We start from the raw sequence: 13,797 nt of genomic DNA on the forward strand, positions 1-13,797 counted from the left end.
GCTGACCGACCGATCTTGACATGTGCCTCACACCCGGCGCGGGGAGGCCAGCAGATAACGGACCCGGGTGCGCGGATCGGTGTGCTCGCCCACCTGCCAGCCCGCTCGCTCCAGCGTCACCGCGCACTCCCGCAGCGCGGTCCCGTCCGGCTGGTGCACGGCGACCGCCTCGGGCTGCGGGGTGGCGCGCACCCGGTAGCCGTCGCCGTCGCCCGTCGCCGGGGTGTGCCCGGCGGCCTCCAGGGCGAGCGCGGCGGCCTGCACGAGATGGGTGCGCTCCCAGCCGCACGGCAGCTCCGTCGCCCCGTCGGAACGCGTCATCCGGCGCAGCTCCAGCAGCCCCTGCCAGGCGCCGCGCACCTCGCGCACGCGTGCCGGACCGTCCGCCGGCGCCGGATCCTCGCCCCCGACCCGCGCGGAGAACACGCCGTCGGCGGCCGGCGCGGGCGGCTGCCCGGCGGCCCCGGGCGTCTCGTCCCCGGCGGGCTGCTCCCGTATCCGGTGCCCCGCCGGGGTCAGGAAGTGGTCGTGCGGCGGGCGCGGGTGCCGGAAGGCCAGCCCCCGCTTCACCAGCGCCGTCAGCTGTGCCTCCGGGCCCTTCAGGCGCCCGGTGGCGGGATCGGCGGCGGCGATGATCCGCCGCTGCGCGGCGGTCGGCGACAGTGCCACGGCGTCTTCCTCCCCTCACCGGTCACACCTCGGAAGGCTACGACGGGGGTCTGACATTCCAGGCGGCGATCACCGGCCGGCCGTGTTCCGTGCCCAGCCGGCACAGCGTCCCCGTGCCCAGCTGGAAGAGTGCCCCGTGGGACGGCGGCAGCCCCAGGTGCCGCGCGGTCAGCACCCGCAGGAAGTGGCCGTGCGCCACCAGCACCACGCACCCCTCGGTGTTGGCGAACGCGGCCTCCACCCTGGCCAGGACCCGGTCGGCCCGCTCACCGACCTCCTCGGGCGTCTCCCCGGGACGCTCCGGCGGCCCGGGGGCCACCCCGTCCGTGAAGAGGAACCAGTCCGGCCGGCTCCGGTGGATCTCGACGGTCGTGATCCCCTCGTACCCGCCGTAATCCCACTCGTGCAGATCCGGGTCGACGCGCACGTCGTGCAGCCCGATCAGCTCGGCCGTCTCCCGGGCGCGCTGGAAGGGGCTGACGAACGCGGCCCCGATGCGGTGCGACCGGATCAGCGGTACCAGGCCGCGCGCCTGCTCCCGCCCGTGCTCGGTCAGCGGAACGTCCGTCAGCCCGGTGTGCCGCCCGGACCGCGACCACTCGGTCTCACCGTGCCGGACCAGAAAGAGATCACCCATGGCTCCAGGCTACGGCGGAGCTTTCCGCCGCTACTGCCGGTACCCGGCCAGGAACCGCCCGATCCGCCCGATGGCCGCCTCCAGGTCCTCCGCGTGGGGCAGCGTCAGGATGCGGAAGTGGTCGGGCCTCGGCCAGTTGAAGCCCGTGCCCTGGACGACCTGGATCTTCTCCCGCAGCAGCAGGTCCAGGACGAAGCGCTCGTCGTCGTGGACCGGGTACACCTTGGGGTCGAGGCGCGGGAAGGCGTACAGCGCGCCCTTGGGCTTGACGCAGGAGACGCCCGGGATCTCGTTCAGCTTCTCCCAGGCCACGTCCCGCTGTTCGCGCAGGCGTCCGCCCGGCGCGGTCAGCTCGCGGATGGACTGCCGGCCGCCGAGCGCCGCCTGGATGGCGTACTGGGCGGGCGCGTTGGCGCACAGCCGCATGGAGGCCAGCATGGTCAGGCCCTCCAGGTAGTCCCTCGCGTGCTGCTTCGGGCCCGTGACCACCAGCCAGCCGGAGCGGAAGCCCGCCACCCGGTACGTCTTGGACAGGCCGCAGAAGGTGAGGACCACCAGATCGGGGGCGAGGGCCGCGGCCGAGTGGTGGACGGCGTCGTCGTAGAGGATCTGGTCGTAGATCTCGTCGGCGAAGACCATCAGGCCGTGCCGGCGGGCGAGATCGAGGATGCCCTCGACGATCTCCTTCGGATAGACCGCGCCGGTGGGGTTGTTGGGGTTGATGATGACGACCGCCTTGGTGCGGTCGGTGATCTTCGACTCCATGTCGGCCAGGTCCGGGTACCACTCCGCCTGCTCGTCGCACAGGTAGTGCACCGCCTTGCCGCCCGCGAGGGTGGTCACCGCCGTCCAGAGGGGGAAGTCGGGGGCGGGGATCAGGACCTCGTCGCCGTCCTCCAGCAGGGCCTGTACGGCCATGGAGACCAGCTCGGAGACGCCGTTGCCGAGGAAGACGTCGTCCACGTCCACCTCCAGCCCGAGCGCCTGGTAGCGCTGGGCGACGGCCCGGCGGGCGGAGAGGACGCCCCGCGAATCGGTGTAGCCGTGCGCCTGCGGCAGCATCCGGATCATGTCCTGGACGATCTCCTCCGGCGCCTCGAACCCGAAGAGCGCCGGGTTGCCGGTGTTCAGGCGCAGCACGCTGTGCCCCGCCTCCTCCAGCGCGTTGGCGTGCTCGATGACCGGGCCGCGGATCTCGTAACAGACCTCGCTGAGCTTGTTCGACTGCCGGAACTCCATGCGCCGCTACCCCTCCGGAATCTGGTGTTGCTTGGTTTTACCAAGTAGCAGCTTGGAAAGTCCAACAACTTGTCTACACTGCGTCGCATGTCACCTCGTCCTCGCCGAAGCTACGACCAGTACTGCTCCGCCGCCCGCGCCCTCGACGCCGTCGGCGACCGCTGGACCCTGCTGATCGTCCGGGAGTTGCTGGCCGGTCCGCGGCGCTACACCGACCTGCACGCCGACCTGCCCGGCGTCAGCACGGACGTGCTCGCCTCGCGGCTGAAGGACATGGAGCGCGAGGGGCTGACCACCCGGCGCCGGTTGCCTCCGCCGGGAGCGGCGTACGTCTACGAACTCACCGAGCGCGGCGCCGGGTTGCTGCCCGTGCTGGAGGCGCTGGGCGCCTGGGGCGCCGCCGAGCTGGGTGAACGGCGTCCCACGGACGCCGTACGGGCGCACTGGGCCGCGCTGCCCCTGCGGCGGGCGCTGCGCCAGGCCGGCGCGGGGGAGGGGACCGTCGAGGTCCGCCTGGAGGAGGGCACCTTCCACGTGCGCGCCGGTGACGCGGAGGACGGGGGGCCCGTGTACGGCGACGGACCCGCCCCCGGGGAGCCCGACGCGCGGCTCACGCTGGACGCCGGGACCTGCGCGGCCGTCTGCCGCGGTGAACTCGGCCTGCGCCGGGCGGTGCGCGAGGGCCGGGCCGGCGTGACCGGCGAGGGTACGGCGGCCAAAGCCCTCAGGGAGCCCTGAGACGACGGAAGGCCCGCCGCGCGGCGGGCCTTCCCCGGGGTGACGGGCGTTCAGGCGCCCGGCGGCACCCTCGACGGCCGGCCCGAGCCGCGGGTCAGCGCGTACCCGCCGACGCCCGCGAGCGCGGCCAGCACACCGCCGATCCCGGTCCACACCCATCGGTCGGACCACCAGCCGGAGGACCAGCCGTCCTCGGGCTCGATCGCGGACAGCACCGCGCCGCGGTCCTCCCCGTCCTCGTCCGCGCCGGACGCCATCGCGACACCCGGCACCAGCGGCTCGGACAGCGAACCGTCCACCGCCGCCGCGCCGCCCATGTCCTTCGAGCCGACCTCGATCTCGGCGCCCACCCGGGCGCCGAGATCGGAGGTGGCTAGGTCAAGGGCCGTCAGCCGGACGTAGTACGTGCCCGGCAGCGGGTCGTTCGCCCACGGCTCGGACCAGGCGCGAACGGTGCGCAGCACACAGGCCAGCTCCACGGAGGAGGCGTCGGCCGCCGCCGTGCGGGTCTGGGCGCCCCACTGGCACGCCTGGCGCCGGCGCAGACCGTCGTACACGTCGACCTGCCAGGTCTGCGCGGCGTGCGTCTCGGGCAGCCGCACCGTGGCCCGCACCGTGGGGCGCTGACCGGCGTCGGCCGGGAACGACCAGTACAGGTAGTCACCGGCGGCGGCGTTCGCGGTCGCCCGCCGCCCCTGCTCGATCTCGGTCGCCGTCCGGAAGGAGGTGCCCGCCGTCGTCGGCGCGTCACCGTCCCCGGAAGGGCCCGCGGAGGGCGAGGAGTCGGCCGCCGCCGGGGTCGCGGCGAGGCCCAGCAGCAGGACCGCGGCGCTCAAGGCTCGTACAGCACGCATCAGTTGGTCCTCCAGACCGCGAACCGCCAGCGCGACAGCCAGCCCCACAGCAGACCGGCCAGGAAACCGACGAGCACCAGCACGCCGAGCAGCCACCAGCCGCGCCCCAGACCGAACGCGGCCACGTCGTCGGCGTCGCCGGGACCCTCCACCACGTCGACGGTCAGCTCCAGCGGCAGCCCCGGCGTGGTCTTCACCCCGGAGGCGGCGGTGAAGGAGTGGGTGACCTGGAGGCACACGGTCTCGGCGGCCGGCTTGTCCCCGTCCTCCCCGTCCGTCCCGTCGCGCTCCGCCTTCGGATACCGCAGCCCCGTGGAGATCACGTCCGTACGGCCGTCACCCGCCGCCTCGCCGCGCACGATCTCCCGGCCGTGCACCGTCACCGCCCGCAGCAGCACCCCGTAGGAGGGGGCCACGGCGCGGTCGGCGCCCACGCTCACCGAGGCGCGCAGCTCCTGCCCGGGCAGCACGTCCACCCGGTACCAGCGCTCCCGGCCGAACTCCTCGCGGTCGGTGTAGAGCCCCGACTCCAGTGTCGGCGCCTTCGCGCACGAACCGGCGCCCTCGGTGGCCACCGGAGTCACCACCGGGTCGGCCGCCCGGTCCACCAACTGGTTGACCCGGTCGGTGAGTTCGTCGGTGTGCTCGACGGAGGTGTACGTCCCGCCGGTCGCCTCGGCGATGCAGCTGAGCTGCTGCCGCATCTTGGCGTTGGGGACCAGGCCCAGCGTGTCGATGGTCAGCCCGATGCCCTTCGCGGCGATCTCGCGGGCCACCTCGCACGGGTCGAGCGGGGCGCAGGTGTCCTCGCCGTCGCTGATCAGCACGATCCGCTTGGAACCGGCGCCGCCCTCCAGGTCGTCCGCCGCCGCGAGCAGCGCCGGTCCGATCGGCGTCCAGCCGGTCGGCGACAGGGTCGCCACCGCCGTCTTGGCCTCCGTGCGGTCCAGCGGGCCCACCGGGTAGAGCCGCGCCGTGTCCTTGCAGCCCCGCTCGCGGTCGTCGCCCGGGTAGTCGGCGCCCAGCGTCCGGATGCCCAGCTCCACCTCCTCGGGCGTCGCGTCGAGCACCTCGTTGAAGGCCTGCTTCGCCGCGGCCATCCGCGTCCCGCCGTCGATGTCCCGCGTCCGCATCGAACCGCTGACGTCGAGCACGAGATCGACCTTGGGCGCGTCCTCGCCCGTGGGTTCGCCGGCGGCCGCGCCGGACGGGAACGCGAGCCCCGCCGTCAGCGCGGCGAGCAGGGCACAGGTGCCCGCCGCCAGCCGTGTTCTTGTGATCATCGGCGGATCTTATTGATCACTGGTGCCGGGCTCCAAAACGGGAGACCGCGCACCGCCCCGACGTCACTGCAGTTCCAGTGGATTGGGCAGCCGCGCCCAGAGGTCCCCGGAGCGCTCCGGCGAAGTGCGCATCAGCGTCAGCGCCTTGACCGGCAGCGGCTCCTCGCACAGCGCCACGACGTCCGGCGTGCGGGGCAGTTCGCGTACGACACCCTCCAGCGCCCCGCGCAGCGCGGGACCGGAACCCAGCGTCGCCGCCAGCGCACCACCCACCAGCGACCCGAACAACTTGCCGCGCAACACCGCCGGATCGTCCGTGAGCATCCGCTCCGGCAGCTCCGGAGCCGGCACGCCGTGCCGGGCCAGGCGCGCCGGGCTCACCCGGATGTCGGCGAGGTCGCGGTAGACCAGGCGCAGCGGGTCACCCGCCGGGGACAGCACCACCAGCAGGTTCTGCCCGTGCGCCTCCAGGGCCACGCCCAGCTCCAGCGCGCGCAGCCCGACGGTGAGCGCGAGCCGGGCGAAGGCGGCCGGCCACCCGGGGCGGCGGGGCAGCCCGGTGGTGGCGAGGGCGGCCACCGGGACGACCCGCTCGCCCCCGGTCGCGTACACCTCGGGGGACTCGCGCACCACGGCGGCCAGGTCGGGGGAGTGCGCGGTGGCCGCCCCCAGGGTGCGGGTCGTGTGGAGCAGACCGTCCGTGCGCGCCGCCACCTCCTCCCCGAAGGACGACAGGACCGCCGACGCGGCGACCGAGGCGACCGAGATGTCCCGCACCGAGGAGGTGAGCCGGGCACTGAGCGCCGTCTTGACGTGCGGTCCGCCGGGCACGGCGAGGGTGCGCAGGGACATCAGCGGATGAGCGGCGATCCGCTCCTCGCACGGCCGCTTCAGCACGTGCGCCGCCTGCCAGGGATGCACCGGAAGCAGTACCGCGTCCCCGTCCCGCAGGTCCGGCGGCCACACGCCCGTCACCAGGCACCCGGACGCCGGTACCGGCACCAGGCCCAGCCCCACCACCGGCCGGTGCTCGGGTCCGTAGGCCAGCTGGTCCGCCACCGAGAAACCGGGACGCGAACGGCAGTTGGGGTGGTACGGATGCCCGTCCACCACCCGCTGCTCCCACGCCCAGTCGCTGTCCGGCCACTCGTCCGGGTGATTCTCCGGGGCCGTCCGGGACAGCGCCAACGACGCCACGCTGTGCCCCAGTTCCGCGGCGAACCCCGCCGAGTGCGCCACGGCCAGATCCGCCGTCAGCCGCGCCGGATCGTCGTAGGGGACGTCGTCGAGGCGTACGACGCGGACGTAGGCGTCCGTCCGGTACGGGTCGGCGGCCGGACCGGACAGCCGGCGGCCGTCCCGAAGGCGCAGGACGAGGCCGTCGCGCACGCGGCGGCGGCTCGCGATCCAGGGCAGCGGCTCATGGGCGAACGCACGCCACAGCCGGGTCAGCACGGCGGCACGGGCGCCCGGCAGCCCGGCCGTGAACCCGGGGAGCAGTCCGGGCCTGAGGGCGGCCAGTTCGTCGGCGACCTCGGCCTCGGCGGTGGGGGGACGATGCACGGGCGGGCTCCTCGGGGTACGAATCGGTTACGGGCCGGAGGTCACGGCACGAGGACGACGGCAGACATACTGATCGCCTCCGCCTCTCCGCCATGGACAGACCGTAGGGAACGAGTGGAACGCGTGGATTTCCTGCCCCCGCCCACCGGCGCCGACGCCGCCTCGCCGGGCGTCACCGAGCGCGCCGACGCCGCCCGTCCGAGCGTGGCCGAACGCGCCGACGCCTACGCGGCGGTGCCGCTGCTCAACTGCCTGCTGCGCGAGGTGGCCGAACCCCTGCCGGGCCCCGGCCCCCGGCCGGTGTACCGGCTGCCCGGCGGCAGACTGCTGCGGGTACGGGCCGGACGCCGCCCCGCCGAACCGGAGGTCGGCACGGCGACGGGCGGCTGGCAACCGGTCGACCACCCCGAACTGGTCAAACTCGTCGCGGAGGAACTGCGCCGCCACACCGGCCTGCCCAACCACGAGCTGCCCACCGAGATGACCGACAGCCGGGACGCGGTCGCCGCCCTGCTCACCGCCCGCGCCCGCGCGACCCCGCCCCAGGACCCCTACCTCCGCTCCGAACAGGCCCTGATCACCGGCCACACCCATCACCCCGCTCCCAAGGCGCGCGGCGGGGGCCCGCACACCGGCTGGCTGCCGTACGCGCCCGAGGCGCACGCCCGCTTCCCGCTGACCCTGCTCGCGGTGCGCGAGGACACGGTCGTCGAGGAGGGCGACACCTCCGCCCTGGACGGCCTGGCCGCGGCCCCGCCCGGCTACCGGCTGCTCCCGGCCCACCCCTGGCAGCTCGACCTCACCGCGGGCACCCTCGCCCCCGCCTTCGCCGACGGCCGGCTCCGGCGCCTGGGCACCACCGGCTTCTTCGCCTGGCCGACGGCCGCGATCCGCACGGTCTACGCCCCCGGCCCGGACCTCTTCCTCAAGTTCAGCCTCGACGTACGCATCACCAACGACGTCCGCCGGCTGTGGCGCCACGACCTGCTGAAGCTGCGCCGCACCGACACCGCCGTCACCGAGGCGTTCGACGCCATCGGCCCGCCGGCCGCCTGGCTCGGCGACCGCGGCTACCGCACGGCCGGCTTCGCCTTCGAGGAACTGGCCGTCGTGGTCCGCGACGGACTGCGGGACCACGTCCTGCCCGGCGCGACCCCCTTGCTCGCCGCCGCGCTCGTCGAGGGCTTCGAGGGCAACCCCCTGGCGGCCGCCGGCGACCCGGCGGCCTGGTGGGAGGCGTACCTCACCGCCGTCGTCCCGCCCGTGCTCACCGCCTTCGCCGAGGACGGCGTCGTCCTGGAGGCGCACCTGCAGAACACCCTGGTCGCCGTGGACCCCGCCGGCACACCGGTGCAGGCGCTCTTCCGCGACGCCGAGGGCGTCAAGCTGCGACCGGACACCTCGCGGGCGGCCGGCTGGGAACGGCTGGTGTACTGCCTCGTCGTCAACCACCTCGTGGAGATCGCCGCCGCCCTGGCCGAGCACCACCCCGGCCTCGACCCCTGGCCCGCCGCCCGCCGCGCCCTGGCGCGCCACGACGACCTGCCGGAGATCCCGGCCCTGCTCACCGCGCCCACCCTCCCCGGCAAGACCAATCTTCTGCTCCGCTGGACGGGCGCGGACGGCGCCGACGCGCGGTACCGACCGCTCGCCAACCCGCTGCGGAGGGTGTGAGCGGCGGCCGCCGTGCTGCTTCGCGGCTCCCTGGGCGAAGCCGTTGTGGATGTACCGCTGGAGGAACAGGAAGACCACCACCGGTGCGGCCGCCCCGGGGCGGGACGCCGTCGCGTCCCCGGGCCGGCCGGCGTGCATATGCTCGCCCCATGCTCACCGAAGTCACCGCCACCCGCTACATCGAGCCCCTGCGCTCCGGCGGCTCCGTCCCCGCCGTCGTCGAGGCCGACGACCTCGGCACCTACGTCCTGAAGTTCACCGGCTCCGCGCAGGGCCGCAAGGCGCTGGTCGCCGAGGTGATCGTGGGGGAGCTGGCGCGGGAACTCGGGCTGCGGGTGCCGGAGCTGGTGCTCGCCCACTTCGATCCGGCGATCGGCGCCGGCGAACCGCACCAGGAGGTGCGGGACCTGCTGGACGCCAGTGCGGGGCTCAACCTGGGCATGGACTACCTGTCGGGTGGCGCCGACCTCACGCCCGAGCTGGCCGAGGTGTTCCCGGTGGACGCGGCGGAGGCCGGCCGCGTCGTCTGGCTGGACGCCCTCACCGTGAACGTCGACCGGACCGTGCACAGCTCCAACCTGATGGTGTGGCCCACCTCCGGCGCGGTCCGGCCCCGGCTGTGGCTGATCGACCACGGCGCGGCCCTGGTCTTCCACCACCGCTGGGGCGCCTCCCCGCCCGAGAAGGCGTACGACTTCCGCCATCACGCCCTCGGCCACCACGCCCCCGACGTCCGGGCCGCCGACGCCGAGCTGGCGCCGAAGGTGACCGAGGAGCTGCTGCGCGAGGTCGTGGCACGGGTGCCCGAGGAGTGGCTGACCTGCGAGGCGGGCCTCGACACGCCCGACGAGGTGCGCGCCGCCTACGTCGGCTACCTGCACGCGCGAGTCCGCGCCTCCGGCCAGTGGCTGCCCACCGACTTCCCGAGCCGCGAGGAACTCGCCGCCGAGAACGCGGCCCGAGCGGAGCGCACCCGGCGCGGCCGGCCCGACTGGCTGAAGCAGGTCCCCGATCTGCACGGCAAGCCCCCCGCCGAGCAGGACTGGTCCGTGCACCTGGACTGAACGCGCGACCGCGCCTCCGGTGCTGTGCGGTACCGGGGGCGCGGTCGGGTGCGAAGGCGGAGCCGGGCTCAGCCCTTCAGCTGCTCGTACGCCGGCAGCGTGAGGAAGTCGGCGTAGTCCTCGTCGAGCGAGACGGTCAGCAGCAGGTCGTGGGCCTGCTGCCAGTTGCCGGCCGCGAAAGCCTCGTCACCGATCTCGGCGCGGATGTTCGCCAGCTCCTCGGCGGCCACCTTGCGGGCCAGCTCGGCGGTGACCCGCTCGCCGTTGTCGAGGACGACGCCCGCGTTGATCCACTGCCAGATCTGGGAGCGGGAGATCTCGGCGGTGGCCGCGTCCTCCATCAGGTTGAAGATGGCGACGGCGCCGAGGCCGCGCAGCCACGCCTCGATGTACCGGATGCCGACCTGGACGGCGTTGACCAGGCCCGCGTACGTCGGCTTGGCGTCCAGGGAGTCGATGGCGATCAGGTCGGCCGCCTTGACGTCGACGTCCTCGCGCAGGCGGTCCTTCTGGTTCGGCTTGTCGCCGAGGACCTTGTCGAAGGACTCCATGGCGATCGGGACCAGGTCGGGGTGGGCGACCCAGGAGCCGTCGAAGCCGTCGCCGGCCTCGCGGTCCTTATCGGCGCGGACCTTCTCGAAGGCCACCTTGTTGACCTCGGCGTCCCGGCGCGACGGGATGAAGGCCGCCATGCCGCCGATCGCGTGCGCGCCGCGCTTGTGGCAGGTGCGGACGAGGAGTTCGGTGTACGCCCGCATGAACGGGGCGGTCATCGTCACCGCGTTGCGGTCCGGCAGGACGAACTTCTCGCCGCCGTCACGGAAGTTCTTGACGATGGAGAAGAGGTAGTCCCAGCGGCCCGCGTTCAGCCCGGAGGCGTGGTCGCGCAGTTCGTAGAGGATCTCCTCCATCTCGTACGCGGCCGTGATCGTCTCGATCAGGACGGTGGCGCGGACGGTGCCCTGCGGGATGCCGACGTAGTCCTGCGCGAAGACGAACACCTCGTTCCAGAGGCGGGCCTCCAGGTGCGACTCGGTCTTGGGCAGGTAGAAGTACGGGCCCTTGCCGAGGTCCAGCAGGCGCTGGGCGTTGTGGAAGAAGTACAGGCCGAAGTCGACCAGGGCGCCGGGGACCGGGCGGCCGTCGACCTGGAGGTGGCGCTCGTCGAGGTGCCAGCCGCGCGGGCGCATGACGACGGTCGCCAGCTCCTCGTTCGGGCGCAGGGCGTAGGACTTGCCGGTGCGCTCGTCCGTGAAGTCGATGGTGCGGGTGTAGGCGGCCATCAGGTTGAGCTGGCCGAGGACGACGTTCTCCCAGGTGGGCGCCGAGGCGTCCTCGAAGTCCGCGAGCCAGACCTTGGCGCCCGAGTTGAGGGCGTTGATGGTCATCTTGCGGTCGGTCGGGCCGGTGATCTCGACCCGGCGGTCCTGGAGCGCGTCCGGAGCGGGGGCCACCTTCCAGGAGTCGTCCGCGCGGACGGCGGCGGTCTCCGGGAGGAAGTCGAGCGTGGAGGTGCGGGCGATCTCGGCGCGGCGCTCGGCACGGCGGGAGAGGAGCTCGTCACGCCGGGGCGTGAACCGCCGGTGCAGCTCGGCCACGAAGGCGAGCGCCGCATCGGTGAGGACCTCCTCCTGCCGGGGCAGGGGCTCGGCGTCGACGATGGCCAGCGTGGACGGCGCTGGTGCGGACATGAGCTGTCACTTCCTTCAGCGGTGGCACCGGGTGCCAACGGGCACGTATGGGGCATAGAGCACTCGTTGTGCGGTCGAGTGCTTCTGGTCAGTGGATAGTAGTTTCCTCATCGTGGAACTTCAATGGTTTGTTGACGTCGAGATTCTCTGAGTCGAGGGACAGTGGCGCCCAGTGCCACACCCCTCACTCAAGGTGGCGCAGGTCGGCCTCGGTGTCGATGTCGTAGGGCCGTGCCACGTCCCCGCACTCCACGAGCGCGATCTCCGCCTCGTGTTCCCTCAGATAGGCGCGTGCCCCCCGGTCCCCGGTGGCAGTCGCCATCACGCCCGCCCAGTGGTCCGCGCCGAGCAGGACCGGATGGCCGCGCACGCCGGCGTACGTCGCGGCCACGAGCGAGGTCGCGTCCCGGAATCCGTCGCGCACCCGCGTCATCGCCCGCGCGTCGATACCGGGCTGGTCCACCAGCGAGACCAGCGCGGCCCGGGCCCCGGTGGCGGCGAGCGAGTCGAGTCCGGCGCGCAACGACGACCCCATGCCCCGCTCCCAGTCGGGGTTCTCCACGAGCACGCACCCCTCGTGCCCGTCGAGGATTCCGTCGAGCGCCATCCGCTCGCGCACGGCTGCGGCGCGCGCCCCCAGGACGACGTGCACGCGGGTGCATCCGGCGGCGCGCAGGGCGTCGAGCGCGTGTGCGACGAGTGGATGTCCACGGTGTTCGAGCAGGGCCTTGGGCCGTCCGCCGAGCCGCCGTCCGCCCCCGGCGGCGAGCAGCAGCCCCGCCACCTGCTCCTTGGTCTGCGTCATGCGTCCTGCATACCTGACGGGCCGCCAAACTCCGGGCCGGAGACGGGTTTTCCGGAGACTGAATTTCGGTCCGCGCGGTGGCGCGTCCGGTGCGGGTGGCGTTTACTGGCCCGCGTCCCCGGCGCCCGCCCGGCGTCAGGGGGCGCTCGGCACGTTCACCGCGCAGGGGCGCACAACGGGGTGCGAGGGGGAGGGCTGTGTTGCGTAGCTCGGGGCAGGGGCAGGTGACCGTCGGCGACGAGGACGTGAGGGTGGTCGCGCTGCGCACCGCCGTGGCGCGGTTGCGCCGCCAGCTCGCCGTGCTGCCCGCCGACTTTCCGGACCGGGCCGTCGCCGAGGACGAGCTGGCCGATCTCGCCGCGATGTCGGAGCACGGTGTCCCGGAGGTGAGCCGGCTGCACCGCTCGCTGCTGCTGGTGGCGGGCGCGATCGGCTCCGTCAGCGCGCTGTCGCGAGGGCTGACGGAGGTCCGTCACGCGGTGGAGCTGTTCGGCGATCCGCCGCGCCGCTGAGCCGGTGACCGGGGCGGCACCCGCGACGCGGGTCGCGTCGGCGCCGGGGACCGGTCTCCCGGGCGGGTCCTAGGCGGCCGGGCCGCCGTTGCCGTTCGAGGTGAGCAGCGCTTCCGACAGCTCCGCCGCCACCTGCTGCAGCAGCGGCACCATCCGGTCGGTCGCGGCCTCCGTGACCCGGCCGGCCGGACCGGAGATCGAGATCGCGGCGGCGGTGGGGGAGTTGGGCACGGAGACGGCCAGGCAGCGGACGCCGATCTCCTGCTCGTTGTCGTCGATCGCGTAGCCCTGGCGCCGCACCTCCTCCAGCGCCGCGATGAAGCCGTCCGGAGTGGTGATCGTCTTCTCGGTCGCGGCCGGCATGCCGGTGCGGCCGAGCAGGGCCCGCACCTCGTCCGCCGGGAAGTCCGCGAGCAGCGCCTTGCCGACGCCGGTGGAGTGCGGCAGGACGCGCCGGCCGACCTCGGTGAACATGCGCATCGAGTGCTTGGACGGCACCTGCGCGACGTACACGATCTCGTCGCCGTCGAGCAGCGCCATGTTCGCCGTCTCGCCGGTCTCCTCGACCAGGCGGGCCAGGTGGGGGCGGGCCCAGGTGCCGAGCAGCCGGGAGGCGGACTCGCCGAGCCGGATCAGGCGCGGGCCGAGCGCGTACCGCCGGTTGGGCTGCTGGCGTACGTAGCCGCAGGCCACGAGGGTGCGCATCAGACGGTGGATGGTCGGAAGCGGAAGTCCGCTGCTCGCGGACAGCTCGCTGAGGCCGACCTCGCCGCCCGCGTCCGCCATCCGTTCGAGCAGGTCGAAGGCGCGTTCCAGGGACTGGACGCCACCTGTGGCGGACCTGGCGGAGTCGGTGGTGCTGGCGCTGGACGTCGGCACGGCACGTTCCTTTCGGGGCTGGCGGGAGGAAAGAAGCGTACCCGGCAGCCGGTTGACTACCGGCTTGTACGTAGCTACGTTCTGCTTGCTGGAATTCTAATTCCGCTTTGTGGAAACGTCCAGGGCTGAGCCGTGGGCATGCCCGCACAAAGGGTGCCTCTTGACGGCACGGGAGCGGGAATGAAGACT

General features: G+C 73.6%; 13 protein-coding genes. 4 read left to right on the forward strand and 9 right to left on the reverse strand.

Annotated features, from left to right (window positions below):
- Positions 1 to 27 precede the first annotated feature (27 nt).
- Genes ACFZP7_RS27565 through ACFZP7_RS27575 form a run of 3 tightly spaced genes read right to left on the reverse strand, consistent with a single transcriptional unit; the run spans position 28 to position 2,545 of the window.
- Positions 28 to 669, reverse strand: a complete 642-nt coding sequence (locus ACFZP7_RS27565) for a hypothetical protein (protein ID WP_127441453.1) — start codon at positions 667 to 669, stop codon at positions 28 to 30.
- Positions 670 to 706: 37 nt separating this feature from the next.
- On the reverse strand, positions 707 to 1,306 hold the full coding sequence (locus ACFZP7_RS27570) for a histidine phosphatase family protein (protein ID WP_385636401.1): 600 nt from the start codon (positions 1,304 to 1,306) through the stop codon (positions 707 to 709).
- 30 nt (positions 1,307 to 1,336) lie between these two features.
- Entirely contained in the window at positions 1,337 to 2,545 is a 1,209-nt protein-coding gene (locus ACFZP7_RS27575; RefSeq protein ID WP_355520090.1) for a pyridoxal phosphate-dependent aminotransferase, read from the reverse strand.
- A gap of 87 nt (positions 2,546 to 2,632) precedes the next feature.
- Between ACFZP7_RS27575 and ACFZP7_RS27580 the strand changes: the two genes are divergently transcribed.
- A complete protein-coding gene (locus tag ACFZP7_RS27580; protein ID WP_031021328.1) occupies positions 2,633 to 3,283 on the forward strand; it encodes a helix-turn-helix domain-containing protein in 651 nt (216 codons plus the stop codon).
- Between the two features lie 50 nt (positions 3,284 to 3,333).
- Here ACFZP7_RS27580 and ACFZP7_RS27585 read toward each other — a convergent pair whose 3' ends face one another.
- From ACFZP7_RS27585 to ACFZP7_RS27595, 3 genes are all read right to left on the reverse strand, one after another.
- Positions 3,334 to 4,137, reverse strand: coding sequence for a hypothetical protein (locus ACFZP7_RS27585; RefSeq protein ID WP_385636404.1), 804 nt, complete (start codon positions 4,135 to 4,137; stop codon positions 3,334 to 3,336).
- On the reverse strand, positions 4,137 to 5,420 hold the full coding sequence (locus tag ACFZP7_RS27590) for a VWA domain-containing protein (RefSeq protein ID WP_385636407.1): 1,284 nt from the start codon (positions 5,418 to 5,420) through the stop codon (positions 4,137 to 4,139). Before ACFZP7_RS27590 ends, ACFZP7_RS27585 begins: the two co-directional genes overlap by 1 nt.
- Positions 5,421 to 5,483: 63 nt before the next feature.
- Positions 5,484 to 6,983, reverse strand: coding sequence for an IucA/IucC family protein (locus ACFZP7_RS27595; RefSeq protein WP_385636409.1), 1,500 nt, complete (start codon positions 6,981 to 6,983; stop codon positions 5,484 to 5,486).
- Between the two features lie 114 nt (positions 6,984 to 7,097).
- On the opposite strand from ACFZP7_RS27595, the gene ACFZP7_RS27600 reads away from it, so the two are divergent.
- Positions 7,098 to 8,657: an IucA/IucC family protein gene (locus tag ACFZP7_RS27600; RefSeq protein WP_385636411.1), complete on the forward strand. Its 1,560-nt coding sequence runs from the start codon at positions 7,098 to 7,100 to the stop codon at positions 8,655 to 8,657.
- Positions 8,658 to 8,806: 149 nt separating this feature from the next.
- Complete coding sequence (locus ACFZP7_RS27605; protein WP_031021323.1) at positions 8,807 to 9,721, forward strand: HipA family kinase; 915 nt, start codon at positions 8,807 to 8,809, stop codon at positions 9,719 to 9,721.
- A gap of 68 nt (positions 9,722 to 9,789) precedes the next feature.
- Here the strand turns inward: ACFZP7_RS27605 and aceB are convergent, their stop codons facing one another.
- Both aceB and ACFZP7_RS27615 read right to left on the reverse strand, forming a co-directional pair.
- On the reverse strand, positions 9,790 to 11,412 hold the full coding sequence (gene aceB, locus ACFZP7_RS27610; protein WP_385636413.1) for a malate synthase A: 1,623 nt from the start codon (positions 11,410 to 11,412) through the stop codon (positions 9,790 to 9,792).
- Positions 11,413 to 11,596: 184 nt separating this feature from the next.
- Positions 11,597 to 12,217 carry an NTP transferase domain-containing protein gene (locus ACFZP7_RS27615; protein WP_385636415.1) on the reverse strand — a complete coding sequence of 207 codons (621 nt, stop codon included), beginning with the start codon at positions 12,215 to 12,217 and terminating at the stop codon, positions 11,597 to 11,599.
- A 197-nt stretch (positions 12,218 to 12,414) separates the two neighbouring features.
- Between ACFZP7_RS27615 and ACFZP7_RS27620 the strand changes: the two genes are divergently transcribed.
- On the forward strand, positions 12,415 to 12,729 hold the full coding sequence (locus ACFZP7_RS27620; protein WP_078495184.1) for a DUF5955 family protein: 315 nt from the start codon (positions 12,415 to 12,417) through the stop codon (positions 12,727 to 12,729).
- A 69-nt stretch (positions 12,730 to 12,798) separates the two neighbouring features.
- On the opposite strand, the gene allR is transcribed toward ACFZP7_RS27620, so the two are convergent.
- Positions 12,799 to 13,608: an allantoin degradation transcriptional regulator AllR gene (gene allR, locus ACFZP7_RS27625; protein WP_127434547.1), complete on the reverse strand. Its 810-nt coding sequence runs from the start codon at positions 13,606 to 13,608 to the stop codon at positions 12,799 to 12,801.
- Positions 13,609 to 13,797: the final 189 nt, after the last annotated feature.

Origin of the sequence: Streptomyces sp. SudanB5_2050 (genome assembly GCF_964272335.1) — a bacterium.
GTDB classification, from domain to species: Bacteria; Actinomycetota; Actinomycetes; order Streptomycetales; family Streptomycetaceae; genus Streptomyces; species Streptomyces rochei.